Origin of the sequence: Pseudomonas sp. TUM22785 (assembly GCF_028198105.1) — a bacterium.
Classification (GTDB): domain Bacteria; phylum Pseudomonadota; class Gammaproteobacteria; order Pseudomonadales; family Pseudomonadaceae; genus Metapseudomonas; species Metapseudomonas solani.
This window is the reverse complement of record NZ_CP116239.1, coordinates 1,563,915-1,582,242: the sequence shown is the minus strand read 5'-3', so window position 1 is coordinate 1,582,242 and position 18,328 is coordinate 1,563,915. Positions and strand designations below refer to the sequence as shown.

Annotated in this window: 16 protein-coding genes; 13 read left to right on the top strand and 3 right to left on the bottom strand. The window is 68.0% G+C overall.

From position 1 onward, the window contains the following. Positions 1 to 266: 266 nt before the first annotated feature. The 3 genes from PI990_RS07415 to PI990_RS07405 all read right to left on the bottom strand — a co-directional run bounded on the left by PI990_RS07415 (position 267) and on the right by PI990_RS07405 (position 4,380). Positions 267 to 2,711 (bottom strand): TonB-dependent siderophore receptor, encoded by a 2,445-nt coding sequence (locus tag PI990_RS07415; protein WP_271660235.1) that lies wholly within the window; start codon positions 2,709 to 2,711, stop codon positions 267 to 269. Positions 2,712 to 2,896: 185 nt separating this feature from the next. Continuing rightward, a complete protein-coding gene (locus PI990_RS07410) occupies positions 2,897 to 3,871 on the bottom strand; it encodes a FecR family protein (RefSeq protein WP_271660234.1) in 975 nt (324 codons plus the stop codon). Then, entirely contained in the window at positions 3,868 to 4,380 is a 513-nt protein-coding gene (locus PI990_RS07405) for a sigma-70 family RNA polymerase sigma factor (RefSeq protein WP_271660233.1), read from the bottom strand. The genes PI990_RS07410 and PI990_RS07405 overlap by 4 nt, the downstream gene beginning before the upstream one ends. A gap of 190 nt (positions 4,381 to 4,570) precedes the next feature. On the opposite strand from PI990_RS07405, the gene PI990_RS07400 reads away from it, so the two are divergent. The 13 genes from PI990_RS07400 to PI990_RS07340 all read left to right on the top strand — a co-directional run bounded on the left by PI990_RS07400 (position 4,571) and on the right by PI990_RS07340 (position 18,236). Continuing rightward, positions 4,571 to 5,104, top strand: a complete 534-nt coding sequence (locus PI990_RS07400; protein WP_271660232.1) for a sigma-70 family RNA polymerase sigma factor — start codon at positions 4,571 to 4,573, stop codon at positions 5,102 to 5,104. Beyond that, positions 5,101 to 6,066 (top strand): FecR domain-containing protein, encoded by a 966-nt coding sequence (locus tag PI990_RS07395; protein ID WP_271660231.1) that lies wholly within the window; start codon positions 5,101 to 5,103, stop codon positions 6,064 to 6,066. Before PI990_RS07400 ends, PI990_RS07395 begins: the two co-directional genes overlap by 4 nt. Positions 6,067 to 6,171: 105 nt before the next feature. After that, on the top strand, positions 6,172 to 8,625 hold the full coding sequence (locus PI990_RS07390; RefSeq protein WP_271660230.1) for a TonB-dependent siderophore receptor: 2,454 nt from the start codon (positions 6,172 to 6,174) through the stop codon (positions 8,623 to 8,625). Positions 8,626 to 8,751: 126 nt separating this feature from the next. Further along, positions 8,752 to 9,501, top strand: coding sequence for a tetratricopeptide repeat protein (locus PI990_RS07385; RefSeq protein ID WP_271660229.1), 750 nt, complete (start codon positions 8,752 to 8,754; stop codon positions 9,499 to 9,501). 276 nt (positions 9,502 to 9,777) lie between these two features. Then, entirely contained in the window at positions 9,778 to 10,740 is a 963-nt protein-coding gene (locus PI990_RS07380; protein WP_271660228.1) for a LysR substrate-binding domain-containing protein, read from the top strand. 416 nt (positions 10,741 to 11,156) lie between these two features. Next, entirely contained in the window at positions 11,157 to 12,623 is a 1,467-nt protein-coding gene (locus PI990_RS07375; RefSeq protein ID WP_442969320.1) for a 2-hydroxymuconic semialdehyde dehydrogenase, read from the top strand. A gap of 14 nt (positions 12,624 to 12,637) precedes the next feature. Next, positions 12,638 to 13,450, top strand: coding sequence for a 2-keto-4-pentenoate hydratase (locus PI990_RS07370; protein WP_111263721.1), 813 nt, complete (start codon positions 12,638 to 12,640; stop codon positions 13,448 to 13,450). 11 nt (positions 13,451 to 13,461) lie between these two features. Beyond that, positions 13,462 to 14,403, top strand: a complete 942-nt coding sequence (locus PI990_RS07365; RefSeq protein WP_021218020.1) for an acetaldehyde dehydrogenase (acetylating) — start codon at positions 13,462 to 13,464, stop codon at positions 14,401 to 14,403. A gap of 10 nt (positions 14,404 to 14,413) precedes the next feature. Then, complete coding sequence (gene dmpG, locus PI990_RS07360; protein ID WP_021218021.1) at positions 14,414 to 15,451, top strand: 4-hydroxy-2-oxovalerate aldolase; 1,038 nt, start codon at positions 14,414 to 14,416, stop codon at positions 15,449 to 15,451. Continuing rightward, positions 15,448 to 16,248: a 2-keto-4-pentenoate hydratase gene (locus PI990_RS07355; RefSeq protein ID WP_021218022.1), complete on the top strand. Its 801-nt coding sequence runs from the start codon at positions 15,448 to 15,450 to the stop codon at positions 16,246 to 16,248. Before dmpG ends, PI990_RS07355 begins: the two co-directional genes overlap by 4 nt. Further along, positions 16,245 to 16,670: a RidA family protein gene (locus PI990_RS07350; protein WP_021218023.1), complete on the top strand. Its 426-nt coding sequence runs from the start codon at positions 16,245 to 16,247 to the stop codon at positions 16,668 to 16,670. The genes PI990_RS07355 and PI990_RS07350 overlap by 4 nt, the downstream gene beginning before the upstream one ends. A 10-nt stretch (positions 16,671 to 16,680) precedes the next feature. After that, entirely contained in the window at positions 16,681 to 17,253 is a 573-nt protein-coding gene (locus PI990_RS07345) for a 3-hydroxyanthranilate 3,4-dioxygenase (RefSeq protein WP_184491927.1), read from the top strand. Continuing rightward, positions 17,250 to 18,236, top strand: a complete 987-nt coding sequence (locus PI990_RS07340) for an amidohydrolase family protein (protein WP_184491926.1) — start codon at positions 17,250 to 17,252, stop codon at positions 18,234 to 18,236. Before PI990_RS07345 ends, PI990_RS07340 begins: the two co-directional genes overlap by 4 nt. Positions 18,237 to 18,328: the final 92 nt, after the last annotated feature.

The following is an 18,328-nucleotide window of genomic DNA, read 5'->3' as shown; positions in this document are numbered from 1 at the left end:
CAACTCCGCGCGCGCCAGCAGTAGGGTGAACGACGCTTCACCCGTCCACCATTTCGTGCTCGTAGGCAACACCGATGGTGGATGAAAAGAGCGTCATCCACCCTACACACCGACCAACTCCGCGCGCGCCAGCCGTGGATGACGCTTCACCCGTCCACCATGCGTACTCACAGGCGACACCGCTGGTGAAGGTAAGGAGCGACCTCCCCCTACACACAGCGTCACGCCGTAGCCCGGGCTTCAGCCCGGGACCCGGTCGGCTGCGATCAATACTCCCAGCGCAACGAAGCGGTCAGGCTGCGCGGTTCGCCGTAGAGGTCGCTGTAGACGCTGGTGCTGGCGTAGTACTCCTTGTCGAACAGGTTGTTGACGTTGAGCGTGCCGGTGAAATGCTCGTCGAAGCGGTAGCGCGCCAGCAGGTCCACCAGGGCGTAGCTGCCCTGCTTGGCTTGCAGGGTGGTGCCGGGAATGACCTGGGTATTGCCGTAGCTGGTTGCGCTTTCCCAACGCACGCCACCGCCGAGGGTGAGACGGTTCAGGTCCCCCGTCAGGTCGTAGGTGGTGAAGAGCTTGACGTTGTTCCGCGGGAAACCGACGTTCACATCGACGCCTTGCGGGTAGTAGGTGTTTACGTGGCTGTAGGCCGCCTGAACTTGCCAGCCCGGCATGAGTTCACCGGCGACTTCGAGCTCCAGGCCTTTGATCTTGATCTTCGCGGGCGCCACCATCTCGTTGTCGAAGGCGTCGTACAGCCCGGTGCCGACCGCGTAGTTGCTCAGCTTGGACTCGAACAGCGCAGCGGTGAGGTTGAGCCGGCCGTCGTAGTACTCGCCCTTCGCCCCCACTTCGTAGCTGTCGCCTTCGGTGGGGTCCATGAACTTCCCTTCGACGGTCCTGCTCGACTGCGGTTTGTAGATGCTGGTGTAGCTGGCATAGACCGAGTGGTTGTCGTCCAGGTCGTAGACGATACCGGCGTATGGCGTGAGCTCGCCGTTCTCGCGCTTCTTCAGGGAGGTCGGGTCGTAGCCGTAATACGCGGACGTCTGGTCGACCTTGAAGTAGCTCAGGCGGCTGCCGAGGATCAGCGACAGGTCATCGGTGAGCTTGAAGCGGGCCGTGCTATAGGCCGCGTACTGGCGCTGGCTGTACTCCAGGTCGCCGATGCGGTTGAACGGCGGCTTGGAGATGTCGCCGCGCCATTCGAAGACGTTGGGAAGGCTCGGATCCCAGCCGCTGCCGCTGCGGTCCACCCACAACGGGTAGGCACCGGTGTTGCTGCGGTAGCGCATGGCGCTGGCGCCCACCACCAGCTCGTGCTCGCGGCCGAACAGGTTGAAGGGGCCGGAGGCATAGGCATCCACCGAGTTCTGCTCGGGCTTGCTCGGCCACTTGGCGAAATACAGGCTGGTGCCCGCACCGGTCTGCTGGTTGGGGTAGCCGTTGCTGCTGAACCAACCGTACTCGACGTCGTTGTCGTCACGCACGTTGGTGATGGCGACCTTGGCCATCCACTCGTTATCGAAGCGGTGCTCGTAGGTGCCGAAGATCGAGGTGCGCTGGCGATCCGCGTAGCTCCAGTCGGCAGCCGAGTTGAAGGAGCGCTTGAAGTCGGTGCGCTGGCCATTGCTGTAGAAGGCCGGGAAGCCGAAATAGCCGCAGGCGTCGCAGTTGCGCACCTGGTAGTCGATGCCGAAGCTGACGGTGTCGCGCTCGCTCAGGTCCGCCTCGATCACGCCATAGGCCACTTGGCGCTCGGTGCTGAGGCGGTCGGTGAAGGAGTTGGCGGTCTGGTAGGCGCCCACCAGGCGGCCGCGCAGGGTGCCTTGCTCGTTCATCGGGCCGGAGACATCCACCTCGGTGCGGTAGTTGTCCCAGGAGCCGGCGCTGCCCTGGACCGACGCGGCGAACTCGCGGGTCGGGCGCTTGCGCACCATGTTGATGGTGGCGGAAGGCTGGCCGATGCCACTGAGCAGGCCGGTGGCGCCGCGCACGATCTCGACCCGGTCGTACACCGCCATGTCATTGGACTGGCTGCTCATGGAGGGTTCAAAAACGGTGGGGATGCCGTCGACCTGGAAGTTCTCGATCTTCATGCCACGGGAAAAGATGCCCACTTCCTCGTCCGAGGAGTTGCTCTTCTTCTTGTAGAGCACACCGGGAGCCTGGGTCAGCACGTCTTCCAGGCTGACCATTTCCTGATCGCGGATGCGCTGGCTGGTGATCACACTGATCGATTGCGGCGTCTCGCGGATGGACAGCGGCAACTTGGTGGCGGTGCGGGTCGAACCCGTGGTGTAGGAACCGGTGCCCTCGGTGGTATCGCCCAGCAGCGAGCTGGTGATGGTCGTTGCGCCCAGCTCCAGCCCCTCACCCTTTGCCATGGGCACCAGCGACAGCGTGCCGCCGCCCGTGACGATCAGTGCCAGCCCGCTGCCTGCCAACGCCTGCTGCATCGCCTGCTCGGCCGATAACTGGCCGCGCACCGCCGGTGCCCGCTTGCCCTGGACCAGCGCCGGGTCGGCGGAGAGGGTGCGGCCGCTCTCGCGGGAGATGCGCGCCAGGGTTTCGCCCAGCGGGCCGGCGGGGATGTCATAGCTGCGCACGGCAGCCTGGCTGGTGCTGGACTCGGCCAGGGCCACGAGCGGCTGGCCGGCGCTGGCGAGAGCGATTGCCAGGGCCAGCAGGCCAGGGCGCAGAAGGGGGGACGACATGAAGGGCTCCTTGTTCTGTGTGTCGGGTTTGCCCTATCCATGTCCAACGAGGCGCATAAACCCCTCATCGTTTTTGCGATTTTTTGCATTTGTTCGATGGCCGCGCTTTCGAGCCCGTCTTTGGCGCCCTTTGGTGGGTGAAAAAAGCGTCATCCACCCTACGTACGGAGCCACTCCATGGGCGATCAGGCGCGATCGACCAAGGTCAGCCAGGGGCCGTAGCGGCGCACGCGCACCGGCATGGTTTCGGCCAGGGATTGCAGGGCGGCGCCGCTGTCGTCCAGGGGGAACACACCGAACACCCGCACCTGCGCCGCTTCCGGGCTGATGCGCAGCAGGCCGCGATGGTAGGGGCGCAGGGCCTCGACCAGATGGCCCAGGGGCTCGTCATTGACCTCCACGCGCCCATCCACCCAGGCCGCGCGGGTCAGCAGGCTGGCAGGGGCCGGCTGGATGCCGGAGGCGCCGAACCAGGCCGCCTGGCCTTCGCTCAGCTCGCCGTGCTGCCCGCCATGGCAGTCGATGCGCACGCGGTGTTCCTGCACACAAACCAGGCTGCGCGATTCCTCCTGGCGTACCAGGAAGCGCGTGCCCAGCGCACGGACTTCGCCCTGGGCGGTGGCGATGATGAACGGCCGATTGGCATCGACGGCGACGCTGGCCAGCAGCTCACCCTCGCGCAGGCGTACCAGGCGGCGCGCACCGTCGAAGCGGATATCCACCGAACTGCGGGCGTTGAGCACCAGCCGGCTGCCGTCCTCCAACTGCAGGGTACGGCGCTCGCCGGTCGCGGTGTGCACATCGGCAGTGAGGCCCGCCAAGGGGGTCACACGGTTGACCAGCGCACCGCTGCCGGCACCCAGCACCAGCAGGGCCAGGCCGCCGCGCAGCAGCTTGCGCCGCTGTGGCGAGTCGGGTGCGGAGAGCGCCCGGCTGGCGGCACGCAGTTGCCCAGGGCTACGCCCTTCGGCGCCCTGCAGGTCGGCCAGGGGTTGTTGCAGCAATCCGCTGACCCGTTGCCAGGCCACCAGGTGGGCCGGGTCGTCGGCCAGCCAACGCTTGAAGTCCTGGCGGTCGTGGTTGGTCACCCGGCCCGGGTCCAGGCGCAGCATCCAGTCGATGGCGGTGCGGGTGTGCAGGTCGAGTTCGGCGTGGCTCATGGCAGCTCCGGGTTCGCGCTCAGGCAGTGCACGAAGGCACGGCGCAGGTCGCGCTCGACGGTGGCCAGGGAGACGCCCAGGTGATCGGCGATGGCCTGCTGTGGCATGCCATCGAGGCGGTTGAGCAGGAAGGCGCGGCGCACCCGTTGCGGCAGGCCGTCGAGCAGCCGGTCGATGGCGTCGATGGCCTCGCTGACCAGGGCGATGTCTTCTTCGGAAGGCGCGAACTGCTCGGGCAGTTCAGTCAGCGCCTGCAGATAGACCTGCTCCACCTTGCGGCGGCGCCAGAAGCTGCACAGCAGGCGCCGGGCCAGGGTATTGAGGAACGCCTTCGGCTCGTCCAGCTGCCCCAGCTGACGCGAGGTCAGGGCGCGCATGAAGGTGTCCTGGGTCAGGTCGGCGGCATCCTGCGGGCAGCGCAACTGGCGATAGAGCCAGGCGCGCAACCAGCGATGGTTCTCGTGATAGAGCGTCGCCAGGGAAGCATTGAGATCAGGAGAGGTGGCCACGGGGATGGACCCAGGAGTCAAATAAGAATAAGTCGCATTATTGTTGATTCTCGTTCCCGCTGGCAATGCCCGCGTTCACCCGCGCCAGCAGGTCGGCCACGGTGCGGTTTGCCAGCACGGGCGACTGCGCATAATATGCGAATCCTTCTCATCTGCATCCAAATCGCCTGCCCCTGCCGGAAGCCACCCGATGTCGACCCTCGACAAGTCCTACCAACGCCAGGTGCAGCACTACTACGTCGAGCACCACGGCTGGATACGCGCCTGGCTGCAACGCAAGCTGGGCAACGCCAGCGATGCCGCCGACCTCGCCCATGACGTGTTCCTGCGCCTGCTGAGCAGGCCGCGCCAGTTCGACAGCGACACCCACGCCCGCGCCTACCTCAGCGCCATGTCCCGCCATGTGTGCGTGGACTTCTGGCGGCGCCAGCAGGTGGAGCGCGCCTGGGCCGAGGTGCTGGCCGGCCAGCCCGAGGCAGTGGCGCCCTCCGAGGAACACCGCGCCATGGTGCTGGAGGCCTTGCAGCAGGTGCACGCGATGCTCGCCAGCCTGCCGCCCAAGGTCGCCGAGGCCTTCCTCCTGGCCCAGATGCAGGGCCTTGGCTACCGCGCCATCGCCGAACGGCTCGGGGTGTCCGAACGCACCGTCACCAGCTACATGGCCCAGGCCATGTTCAAGTGCCTGCTGCTGGAAGCCGAACTGGACGAGGCGCTGCGCCCATGACCCCGCTCAAGCCCGACCACGCCATCCTCCAGCAGGCCGCGCACTGGTACGCCGAACTCAGCGCCGAAGCCGCCGACGACAGCACCCGCGCCGCCTGGCTGCACTGGCACGGGCAAAGCGAGCTGCACCGCCAGGCCTGGCTCTACGTCGAACGCATCAGCCAGCGCTTCGCCCCGTTGCAAGGCGATGGCGAGGTGGCCCTGCAAACGCTCAAGGGCGCCCGTCGCGCCCAGCACTCCCGGCGCCAGCTGCTGCGCACCCTGGCCGTGCTCTCCGGCGGCACCCTGCTCGGCTGGGCCGGCTGGCGCAACACGCCGCTGCCGGGCCTGGTGGCGGGCTGGCGCGCCGACTACCGCAGCGCCACGGGCGAGGTGCGCGAACTCACCCTGGGCGATGGCAGCCACGTCTGGCTGAACAGCGCCAGCGCCCTGGACGTCGACCTGCAAGCCGACCTGCGCCTGCTGCACCTGGTGGCCGGCGAGGTGCTGATCGACACCCACCACGACAGCCGCCCCTTCGTCATCACCACCGCCGAAGGCCGCCTGCGCGCGCTGGGCACCCGCTTCAGCGTGCAGCAACAAGACGGACGCACCCGGCTCAACGTCTTCGAAGGCGCGGTGGAAGTGCGCAACACCGCCGGCCAGGTGCGCATCGCCCAGGCCGGCGAACAACTGGGCTTCGACGCCCAGGCCATCGGCGCCCTGCAGCCCGCCAGCCAGGGCCGGCAGAGCTGGAGCCAGGGCATGCTGCTGGCCAGCGACATGCCGCTCTCGGCCTTCGTCGAAGAACTGGCCGCCCACCGCCACGGCCACCTCGGCGTGGCGCCGCAGGTCGCCAACCTGCGGGTGACCGGCACCTTCCCCCTGCACGACGGCGACCAGGCGCTGGCGATGCTGGAAGACGTCCTGCCCATCCGCGTGCACCGCACCCTGCCCTGGTGGCACACCGTGGAAGCGCGCTGATCCCGGTGTTCGAAAAAATTTCGCATTCGCGTTTCCGGTTTTTCCTTCTCATCCGAATTAGTGGGTGACAACGGCTTTCTGCCCCTCGAACGACAAGGAAAAAACATGTCACCGCGCCCCTCACGCTTCCCCCTGCGCCCCCTCGCGCTGGCCATCCCGCTCGCCCTCGGCGCTGTCGCCGCCCTCCACGGCACGCTGGTATCCGCCGCCGAGCAGATGCAGGAGCAACAGTTCGACATCCCCGCCGGCCCCCTGGCCGACCAGCTCAACCGCTTCGCCGTGCAGGCCGGCATCTACCTGGCCGCCGACGGTGCCCTCACCGCCGGCAAGCAGAGCCAGGCCCTGCAGGGGCGCTACAGCGTGGAACAGGCGCTGGGCATCCTCCTCGGCGACAGCGGCCTGCAGGCCCTGCGTACCGGCGCCGACCGCTACCAACTGCAGCCGCGCAGCGAAGGCAGCGGCCTGCAACTGGACGCCACGCGCATCCAGGGCACCAGCTACCAGGAAAACGCCTGGGGCCCGGTGCAGGGCTACGTGGCCACCCGCAGCGGCACCGGCACCAAGACCGATACGCCACTGCTGGAAATCCCCCAGACCATCAACGTGATCACCGCCGATGAGATCAAGGCGCGCGGCGCGCAGAGCATCACCGAAGCGCTGCGCTACACCGCCGGCATGACCGGGGGCGGCTTCTCCGACCGGGTGAAGATCTTCGACGAGCCCACCTCGCGCGGTTACTCGCCCACACCGCTCTACCTCGACGGCCTGCACCTGCCCTATGGCGGCGGCAGCACCGGCGGCGCCCTGCAGATCGAGCCCTACTCGCTGGAACGGATCGAAGTGATGAAGGGCCCCTCCTCCGTGCTCTACGGCCAGAACCAGCCCGGCGGCATGGTCAACATGGTCAGCAAGCGCCCCACCGCCGAGCCGCTGCACCAGATCCAGCTCGGCACCGGCAGCTACGACCGCAAGAGCGGCGCCTTCGACCTCGGCGGCCCGCTGGACGACCAGGGCCAGTTCCTCTATCGCCTCACCGGCCTGGCCAGCGACAGCAACGCAGAGATCGACTACGTCGAGCAGCAGCGCCTGTTCATCGCCCCGAGCCTCACCTGGCTGGCCAGCGACGACACCAGCCTCACGCTCTACGCCCAATGGCAGAAGGACGACGGCGTGCCCGAGGCCCAGGGCCTGCCCAGCGAAGGCACGGTGTTCGCCAACCCCAACGGCCATATCTCCCGTGACCGCTTTCTCGGCGAGCCCGGCGTCAACGACTACAACCGCAAGCAGAACGCCCTGGGCTACGAGCTGAGCCACCGCCTCGACGACGTCTGGACGTTCAGGCAGAACGCCCGCTACGCCTATGTCGACGACCACTACACCGCGCCCCTGCACGGCTACCGCTTCGTCGCCAACCCGGTCACCGGTGCCGACGACAAGCGCTACCAGACCCGCTACGGCGTCGACTGGGCGCAGAAGAACAGCGTGTTCGGCGTGGATAACATCGCCCAGGCGCAGTTCGACACCGGCGCCGCCCGCCACACCCTGCTCATCGGCCTGGACTACTACCACTTCAACTCGAAGTTCGACGGCCAGTACGACTTCAACCCGCCGATCATCGACCTGTTCAACCCGGTCTACGGCCAGGCGCTGCGCTTCGGCAACCGCTACAAGTGGGACAACACCGTCACCCAGACCGGCCTCTACCTGCAGGACCAGATCAAGCTCGACCAGTGGATCCTCACCCTCGGCGGGCGCTACGACTGGGCCGAAACCGACAACCGCGCGCCGCTCCAGGGCACCCACAGCAACGTCAAGGACGAAGCCTTCACCGGCCGCGCCGGCCTCACCTACGTCTTCGACAACGGCCTGGCGCCCTACATCAGCTACTCCGAATCCTTCCTCCCGCAGACCGGCACCAACGCCGCCAGCCAGCCCTTCGAGCCCTCCACCGGCAAGCAGTACGAAACCGGCCTGAAGTACCAGCCCAGCGGCCAGGAAAGCTTCATCCAGCTCTCGGTCTACGAACTGGAGCAGGAAAACATCCTCACCACCGACCTCGCCAACCCCGGCTTCAACGCCCAGACCGGCGCCATCCGCTCCCAGGGCGTGGAGCTGGAAGGCAAGGCCGCGCTCACCGAAAACCTCAACCTGCTGGCTTCGGTCTCGCGCAACGACATCGAGTACAGCAAGGACAACGACGGCCGCAAAGGTCGCCACCCGGCCAGCAGCCCGCCGCTCACCGCCTCGCTCTGGGCCGACTACCGCTACATCGGTGACGGCCCGCTCTCCGGCCTCGGCGCCGGGCTCGGTGCCCGCTACGTGCGCGGCAGCTACGGCGATGACTACGAAGGCTCGTTCCAGATCCCGTCCTACACCGTCTACGACGCGGCCGTGACCTATGACTTCGAGCACTCGGTACTGCGCCTCAAGGGCGTGAAGCTGGCGGTGAACGTCGAGAACCTCACCGACAAGACCTACGTCGCCAGCTGCCGCAGCATCTGGGACTGCTACTACGGCCAGGGCCGCACCCTGGTGTCCAACCTCAGCTACGACTGGTAAGCCCCACCCCAACAACGTGACCGGCTCCACAGCCGGCCACCTGACAAGCGCATGGCGGCGTGATTTCATAGGCGCCCGCCCTTTCCGGGCGGCGCCCATCGACTCTCCAAGGGACTGGAAACCGCCATGCCACTGCTCGCCCTGCTCGTTATCGCCTGCCAGGTCACCTGCGGGCTTCACGTCGTCCGCAGCGGCCAGGAGCGCTACTGGCTGTACCTGATCATCGCGCTGCCGGGCCTCGGCTGCCTGATCTACTTCCTCGGCATCATGCTCCCCGACCTGCTCGGCAGCCGCACCGGCCGGCGCACCGTCAACCGCCTGCACGATACCCTCGACCCCGAGCGCCATCTGCGTGCCCTGCGTGACGAGCTGGACCTGCGCGACACCCGCGAAACCCGTGTGCAGCTGGCCGAAGAGCTGCTGCGCCTGGGCCGGGCCGACGAAGCCGCCAGCCACTACCAGGCCGCCCTGCGCGGCATCCACGCACAAGCGCCGGACATCCTCCTCGGCCTCGCCCAGGCGCAGTTCGCCAAGGGTGATGCACAAGGCTGCCGCGACACCCTCGACCGGCTGATCCAGCACAACCCCGACTACCGCTCCGCCGACGGCCACCTGCTCTACGCCCGCGCCCTGGAAAGCCTCGGCGACACCACGAAAGCGGAAGAGGAATACCGCGCCCTCTCGGGCTACTACACCGGCCCCGAAGCCAACTACCGCTACGCCCTGATGCTCCGCCAGCTAGGCCGCCAGCGCGAAGCCCGCGAGCTGCTGGAGCAGATCCAGCACTACGCCCGCCGCTCCCCCAAGCACTACCGCAACCTGCACGGCGAGTGGATCAGCCTCAGCCGCGACGCCCTGCGCGAGATGCAGTCCTGAGGTCATAGCCAAAGGGCACAACCGGGCCTGTGGGCATGCAGCCGCCGCTCACTCCGCAGGTAGGGTGTGCTGCGCGCACCTGGAGCTCGCCGGACGCACCGTGCGGCGGTGCGCACGGCACACCCTACGGCACAACCACCCTCAAAACTCGGCAACCCGCTGGACTCAAAAACTCTCCAGCAGGCACCACCATCCACATCCCCCGCTCGTCCCCGCTTTTGATTACCATGCGGTGCTTTGCGCACCCCACCGCCCTTTGACCCGTCGAGGCACCGCATGAAATTCACCCCCATGTCCGTGGCGCGGAAGCTCAAGTTCTACCAGCTGGTGGTGTTCGACCAGGTGCTGCAAAGCGGCTCGCTGCTGCGCGCGGCCCAGGCGCTGAACCTGACCCAGCCGGCGGTGACCAAGATCATCCACGAGCTGGAATCCTACTTCGACGCCCCGCTGCTGATCCGTGGCAACCGTGGGGTCACCGCCACCGAACTGGGCGAGCTGGTGGTGCGCCGGGCCAAATCGCTGCTGGCCGAACTGCGCTCGCTCACCGACGAGGTCAACGCCTTCCAGGAAGGCACCTCCGGCCATGTCATGGTCGGCACCCTGATCTCCGCCTCCAGCTCGCTGCTGCCGCGCGCCATGCAACTGCTCAAGCAACGCGCGCCCAGCGTGCTGGTGTCCCTGCGCGTGGGGCAGATGGACCAGCTGTTCCCGGCCCTGGCGGTGGGCGAGGTGGACCTGGTGGTGGGCCGCGTGCCGGACGACTGGGGCTGGCGCAACGAGTCGCCGATGCTGGAAGTGGAAGTGCTCTATGGCGAAGCCCTGTGCGTGGTGGCCGGCGCCCAGCACCCGCTGCAGGGCCGCTCGCCGGTGAGCCTGGCGGAACTCCACGACTACCCCTGGGTGCTGCCGACCCGCGACTCGCTGCTGCGCCGCACCGCCGACCGCCTGTTCGCCGAGGCCGACCTGGGCACCCCGGCCAACGTGGTCGAATCCCTGTCGATCCTCACCAACATCAGCCTCATGCAGGACCAGCAAACCGTGGCCCTGATGCCCTACGAGGCCACCCGCCAGTTCGCCGACGCCGGCATGCTGCGCGCCCTCGACCTGGGCACCCCGCTGCAGTTCGGCAATATCGGCTACTTTCACGCCGCCAACCGCGACCTCGGCCCCGCCGCCCGACTGTTCCGCGAATGCCTGGAACAGGCCAGCCGCGAGCATGACCAGGGCACGCCGGCCTGACCGATGTACCCGCCCTACTCCTCTCCAATCGCGGCGGCTCTCGTAGGATGGCGTAGAGCGAAGCGAAACCCATGGGGCGGGGCGCACCGGGACTCCATCTATGGCACCGAGCCAAGGCAGCCCTGCGGGCTGCTGGGCGAATGAATTCGCCCCTACGGTCCTACTGCACCGGGCGTGTCGTGTGCTGGGTGGCCGGCCCGTAGGTCGGGTGCAACCCGACGGCTTTTGATTCCCCAGGCTCGCGGGTTTCACCCGCCCTACATCGAGGATTGCGTTCCCAGAGGGCGCCGAGCCGGGGGTGGGGTGACCGAGCCATCCAGCTATTCCAAAGCAGAATAGTCAACCTCAAGGCTTTCATTATTCCCTTATAGGCGCCTTCCCTAGACTTCTCCGAAATCCAAGAATCGGAGGTTGTCGTGTCCACTCCCCTGCCCTTGCTGCGCCATTTCATCGCGGGCGAATTCGTCGCCAGTGACAAGACCTTCCCCAATGTTTCGCCCATCGACGGGCGCGTCCTGAGCCAGGTCTGCGAAGCCGACGCCAGCCAGGTGGAGCGCGCCGTCGCCGCCGCCAAGGCCGCGCAGGAAGGGCCCTGGGCCGACTTCAGCCCAAGCCAGCGAGCCGACATGCTGATGCGCATCGCCGATGGCATCGAGCGCCGCTTCGAGGAGTTCGTCGCCGCCGAGGTGGCTGACACCGGGCGCCCGGTGCAGCAGGCGCGCACCCTGGATATCGCCCGTGGCGTGCATAACTTCCGCACCTTCGCCGAGCTGGTGCGCCAGGCCGGCAGCGAGTTCTTCGAGATGCGCGCCGCCGATGGCAGCGAGGTGTTCAGCTACACCGTGCGCAAGCCCCACGGCGTGGTGGCGATCATCTCGCCGTGGAACCTGCCGATGCTGTTGCTCACCTGGAAGGTCGCCCCGGCCCTGGCCTGCGGCAACTCGGTGGTGGTCAAGCCGTCGGAGGATTCGCCCTCCAGCGCCACCCTGCTGGCCGAGGTGATGCAGGAAGCCGGGCTGCCCACCGGCGTGTTCAACCTGGTGCACGGCTTCGGCCCCAACTCCGCCGGGGAATTCCTCACCCGCAACCCGGATGTCGACGCCATCACCTTCACCGGTGAATCGCGCACCGGCGCCACCATCATGAAGGCCGCCGCCGAGGGCGTGCGTGACGTCTCCTTCGAGCTGGGCGGCAAGAACGCGGCGGTGGTCTTCGCCGACTGCGATTTCGACGCGGCGGTGGCCGGCGTGCTGCGCTCCAGCTTCACCAACTCCGGCCAGGTGTGCCTGTGCTCGGAGCGCGTCTATGTCGAGCGGCCGATCTACGAGCGCTTCGTCGCCGCCATGAAGGCCGGCGCCGAGAAACTGAAGATCGGCTACCCCGACGAAGACGGCGTGAACATGGGCTCGCTGATCTCCCACAAGCACCGCGACAAGGTGCTCGGCTACTTCGAACTGGCCCGCAGCGAAGGCGCCGTCGAAGTCACCGGCGGCGGCGTGCCGGTGTTCGGCGACGAGCGCGACAACGGCGCCTACGTGCAGCCGACCATCTGGACCGGCCTCGGCGACGACGCCCGCTGCGTGCGCGAAGAAGTGTTCGGCCCGGTCTGCCACATCGCCCCCTTCGACAGCGAGGACGAGGTGGTGCGCCGCGTCAACGACTCCGCCTACGGCCTGGCCACGGCCCTGTGGACCCGCGACCTGAAGCGCGCGCACAAGGTCTCGCGGCGCTTCCACGTGGGCATGATCTGGGTCAACACCTGGTTCCTCCGTGACCTGCGCACGCCCTTCGGTGGCGCGCGCCTGTCCGGCCTCGGCCGCGAGGGCGGCCGCCATTCCCTGGATTTCTACTCCGAGATCACCACCATCTGCGTCAACGCCTGAGCGGGAGCCCCACCATGCATGCAGCACTCATCGAAGCGGCCAGCCGCCTGCGCCAGGCGGAACGCAGCGGCCAGCCCTGCGCCCCGGTGCGCGACCTGATCGCCACCGCCCTGGCCGAAGACCCGACCCAGGACCCGGTCGCCCTGGCCTATGCCGTCCAGCGCTACAACACCCTGGCCGCCATCGACGCCGGCCTACGCCCGGTGGGCCACAAGATCGGCCTCACCTCCCGCGCCGTGCAGAAGCAGCTGGGCGTCGACCAGCCGGACTTCGGCCTGCTGTTCGCCGAGCGGGCCCGTGGCGACGGCCAGCCCATCGCCTGGGACGACACCCTGCAACCCAAGGTGGAAGCGGAGATCGCCCTGGTGCTGGAACACGACCTGTGCTTCGAGCGCCACACCGTGGCCGACCTGATCCGCGCCACCGCCTTCGCCCTGCCGGCCATCGAGGTGGTCGGCAGCCGCATCGCCAACTGGGACATCCGCCTGGTGGACACCATCGCCGACAACGCCTCCTCCGGCCTGTTCGTGCTCGGCAGCCGCCCGGTAACCCTGGACAAGCTGGACCTGGTGCGCTGCGGCATGAGCATGACCCTGCGCGGCGAGCCGGTGTCGGTCGGTGCCGGCGCCGCGTGCATGGACAACCCGCTGAACGCCGCGCTGTGGCTGGCCGACACCATGGTTCGCCACGGTGCACCGCTGCGTGCCGGCGACATACTCCTCACCGGTGCGCTGGGGCCGATGGTCGCCGTGCAACCGGGCGACAGCTTCACCGCGCACATCCAGGGCCTGGGCAGCGTCACCGCCGCCTTCGCCGCCGCGCAATGACCGGAGCCCCCATGAACAGACAGAAACTCAAGGCCGCGATCATCGGCTCGGGCAACATCGGCACCGACCTGATGATCAAGATCCTGCGCAACGCCCAGCACCTGGAAATCGCCGCCATGGTCGGCATCGACCCGGCCTCCGACGGCCTGGCCCGCGCCGCCCGCCTGGGCGTGGCCACCACCCATGAAGGCGTGGAGGGGCTGACCCGCCTGCCCGAGTTCGCCGAGATCGACTTCGTCTTCGATGCCACCAGCGCCGCCGCCCATGTGCAGAACGACGCCTACCTGCGCAGCGTGAAGCCCGGCATCCGCCTGATCGACCTGACCCCGGCGGCCATCGGCCCCTACTGCGTGCCGGTGGTGAACCTGGAGCAGAACCTGCAGCAGACCAACGTCAACATGGTCACCTGCGGCGGCCAGGCCACCATCCCCATGGTGGCGGCGGTGTCCCGCGTGGCCCGCGTGCACTACGCCGAGATCATCGCCTCCATCGCCAGCAAGTCCGCCGGCCCCGGCACCCGCGCCAATATCGACGAGTTCACCGAGACCACCTCCAAGGCCATCGAAGTAATCGGCGGGGCGGCCAAGGGCAAGGCGATCATCATCATGAACCCGGCCGAGCCACCGCTGATCATGCGCGACACCGTCTATGTGCTCAGCGAAGCGGTGGACCAGGCGCAGGTCGCCGCCTCCATCGAGGAAATGGTCGCCGCCGTGCAGGCCTATGTGCCGGGCTACCGCCTCAAGCAGCAGGTGCAGTTCGAGGTGATCCCCGAGTCGGCGCCGCTGACCCTCCCCGGCCATGGCCGCTTCAGTGGGTTGAAGACCTCGGTGTTCCTCGAAGTGGAAGGCGCCGCCCATTACCTGCCGAGCTACGCCGGCAACCTCGACATCATGACCTCCGCCGCGCTGGCCACCGCCGAACGCATGGCGCAGTCGCTGCTGAACCGCTGAGGAGCACGCCATGACCGCCACCCCCGGCAAGAAGCTGTACATCTCCGACGTGACCCTGCGCGACGGCATGCACGCCATCCGCCACCAGTACTCGCTGGAGCAGGTGCAGACCATCGCCCGCGCCCTGGACCAGGCCCGCGTGGACTCCATCGAAATCGCCCACGGCGACGGCCTGCAGGGCTCGAGCTTCAACTACGGCTTCGGCGCCCACACCGACCTGGAATGGATCGAGGCCGCCGCCGATGTGTTGCAGCACGCGCGCATCGCCACCCTGCTGCTGCCCGGCATCGGCACGGTGCACGACCTCAAGGCCGCCCACGCCGCCGGCGCCCGGGTGGTCCGCGTGGCCACCCATTGCACCGAGGCGGATGTCTCCCGCCAGCACATCGAATACGCCCGCCACCTGGGCATGGACACCGTCGGCTTCCTGATGATGAGCCACATGCAGACCCCCGACGGCCTCGCCCGCCAGGCCAAGCTGATGGAAAGCTACGGCGCCACCTGCATCTACGTGGTCGACTCCGGCGGCGCCATGGGCATGCAGGACATTCGCGAGCGCTTCCGCGCGCTCAAGGCCGTGCTCGACCCGGCAACCGCCACCGGCATCCACGCCCACCACAACCTCTCCCTGGGCGTGGCCAACTCCATCGCCGCAGTGGAGGAAGGCTGCGACCGCATCGACGCCAGCCTCGCCGGCATGGGCGCCGGGGCCGGCAACGCGCCGCTGGAGGTGTTCATCGCCGCCGCCGAACGCCTGGGCTGGCACCACGGCACCGACCTGCTGGCGCTGATGGACGCCGCCGACGACATCGTCCGCCCGCTGCAGGACCGCCCCGTACGCGTCGACCGCGAAACCCTGGCCCTGGGCTATGCCGGCGTGTACTCCAGCTTCCTGCGTCACGCCGAAGTGGCCGCCGCCCGCTACGGCCTGAAGACCGTGGACATCCTCGTCGAGCTGGGCCAGCGCCGCATGGTCGGCGGCCAGGAAGACATGATCGTCGACGTCGCCCTCGACCTTCTCGCCCGCCGCCAGGAGCCGCGCCCATGAGCACCGATATCGCCCGCATCGCCACCGCCCTCGACCGCGCTGCCCGCCAGGCCGAGCCGCTGGCGCAGTTCAGCGCCAGCAGCCCCTTCAGCCTCGACGAGGCCTACCTGATCCAGCGTGCCTCCATGGCCCGCCGCTACGCCGACGGCGAGCGCATGGTCGGGGTCAAGCTGGGCTTCACCAGCCGCGCCAAGATGATCCAGATGGGCGTCGACAGCCTGATCTGGGGCTGGCTCACCGACGCCATGCTGGAAGAGGACGGCGGCGTGGTGGACCTGGGCCGCTTCATCCACCCGCGCGCCGAACCGGAGGTGTGCTTCGTCACCCGCCGCGCCATCGAACGCCCACTCACCCAGCTGGAAGCGGCCGACTACCTGGAGGCCGTGGCCCCGGCCATCGAGATCATCGATTCGCGCTACCAGGCCTTCAAGTTCAGCCTGGAAGACGTGGTCGCCGACAACTGCTCCTCGTCCGGCCTGGTGGTCGGCGCCTGGTCGCGGGACTTCGCCGGGCTGGCCAATGCCGGCGTGCTGATGCGCATCGACGGCCGCGTGGTCCAGGCCGGCTCCACCGCCGCCATCCTCGGCCACCCGCTGCGCAGCCTGGTGCAGGCCTCGCAGCTGCTGGCCCGCGCCGAAATCGCCCTGCCCGCCGGCAGCCTGATCATGGCCGGTGCGGCCACCGCCGCCGAAGCCCTCACCCCGGGCGCCCACGTCAGCGTGGAGATCGCCGGCTACGGCGAATGCGGCTTCACCTGCAGCGCCGCCCGCGCGCCCCAACAAGGAACCCGAGCATGAGTGACAACCGCTCCACAGTCGTGGCCGGCAAGGCCACCCCACGCGGGCGCTTCCCGCACATCAAGCGCGCCGGCGACTTCCTCTACGTCTCCGGCACCAGCTCGCGGCGCCCGGACAACAGCTTCGAGGGCGTGGAGGTGGACGCCATGGGCACCACCAACCTGGACATCCGCGCCCAGACCCGCGCGGTGATCGAAAACATCCGCGACATCCTCGCCAGTGAAAACGCAACGTTGCAGAACCTGGTGGAGATCAGCACCTTCCTGGTCGACATGAACGACTTCGGCCCTTACAACCAGGTCTACGCCGAGTACTTCGACGAGAGCGGCCCGACCCGCACCACCGTCGCCGTGCACCAGTTGCCGCACCCGCACCTGCGCATCGAAATCAAGGCCGTGGCCTACGCCCCGCTCAATCGCTGAGAACAACAAGATGGACAAACACCACTTCAGCCCGCCGCTCAACTTCAACCGCTGGATCGAGGAGCACGCGCACCTGCTCAAACCGCCCGTGGGCAACCAGCAGGTGTGGCAGAACGCCGACTTCATGGTCACCGTGGTCGGTGGCCCGAACCAGCGCACCGACTTCCACGACGACCCGGTGGAGGAGTTCTTCTACCAGTTCAAGGGCAACGCCTACCTGAACATCTGGGACCGTGGCCGCTACGAGCGCATCGACCTGCGCGAGGGCGACATCTACCTGATGGCGCCCCACGTCATCCATTCCCCGCAACGCCCCGAGCCCGGCAGCCTGTGCCTGGTGATCGAGCGCCAGCGCCCCGCCGGCCTGTTCGACGCCCTGCAGTGGAGCTGCGCCCATTGCGGCACGGTGATCAAGCGCTACGAGATGCAGCTGCAGAGCATCGTCAACGACCTGCCCCCGGTGTACGAGCAGTTCTACGCCACCCGCGACGCCGAGCGCCGTTGCAGCGAATGCGGCGAGATCCACCCCGGCCGTGACTGGCAGACCTGGCACCGGACCCTGGAGGCGGCAGCCCAAGCATGAAAATCGATATCCACTCGCACTTCTTCCCCACCATCACCCGGGAGGAAGCCGCACGGCTCAACCCCGAGCGCGCGCCCTGGCTGCACAGCGACGGCCGCAGCGGCCAGATCATGGTCGGCGACAAGCCCTTCCGTCCGGTGCACGACGTGCTCTGGGACCCGGTCCGGCGCATCGAGCACCTCGACGAGCAGGGCCTGGACATCCAGATCATGTGCGCCACCCCGGTGATGTTCGCCTACGACGCGCCCATCGAACGCGCCCTGCCCTGGGCCCAGCTGATGAACGACCGCGCCCTGGAGATGACCGCCCGCGCCCCGGACCGCCTCAAGGTGCTGGCCCAGGTGCCGCTGCAGGACATAGACGCCGCCTGCCGCGAGGCCAGCCGCGCCAAGGCCGCCGGCCACGTCGGCGTGCAGATCGGCAACCACGTGGGCAACCACGACCTGGACCACGACAACCTGGTGACCTTCCTCAGCCACTGCGCCAACGACGGCATCCCGGTGCTGGTGCACCCCTGGGACATGATGGGCGGCGAGCGCATGCGCAAATGGATGCTGCCCTGGCTGGTGGCGATGCCGGCGGAAACCCAGCTGGGCATCCTCTCGCTGATCCTCTCCGGCGCCTTCGAGCGCATCCCCGAGTCGCTGCGCATCTGCTTCGCCCACGGCGGCGGCGGCTTCGCCTTCCTTCTCGGCCGCGTCGACAACGCCTGGCGCCACCGCGACATCGTCCGCGAGGACTGCCCGCAACTGCCCTCGAGCTACGTGAAGCGCTTCTTCGTCGACTCCGCCGTGTTCGACCCCCGCGCCCTGCAGCTGCTGGTGGACGTGATGGGCCCGGACCGGGTCATGCTCGGCTCCGACTCGCCCTTCCCCCTGGGCGAACAGCGCATCGGCTCCGGCGTGCTCGAACACCCGCGTCTGGACGACGCCGACAAGGCACGCATCTGCGCCGGCAACGCCCGGGAGTTCTTCGGCATCTGATCCACCCCCTTCATCACGCCTCCTTACTCAAGCCCTGGTCCGCACCGTCGGACCGGGGCTTTTTTATGGCCCAGGCAAAACCGCGAGTCGGG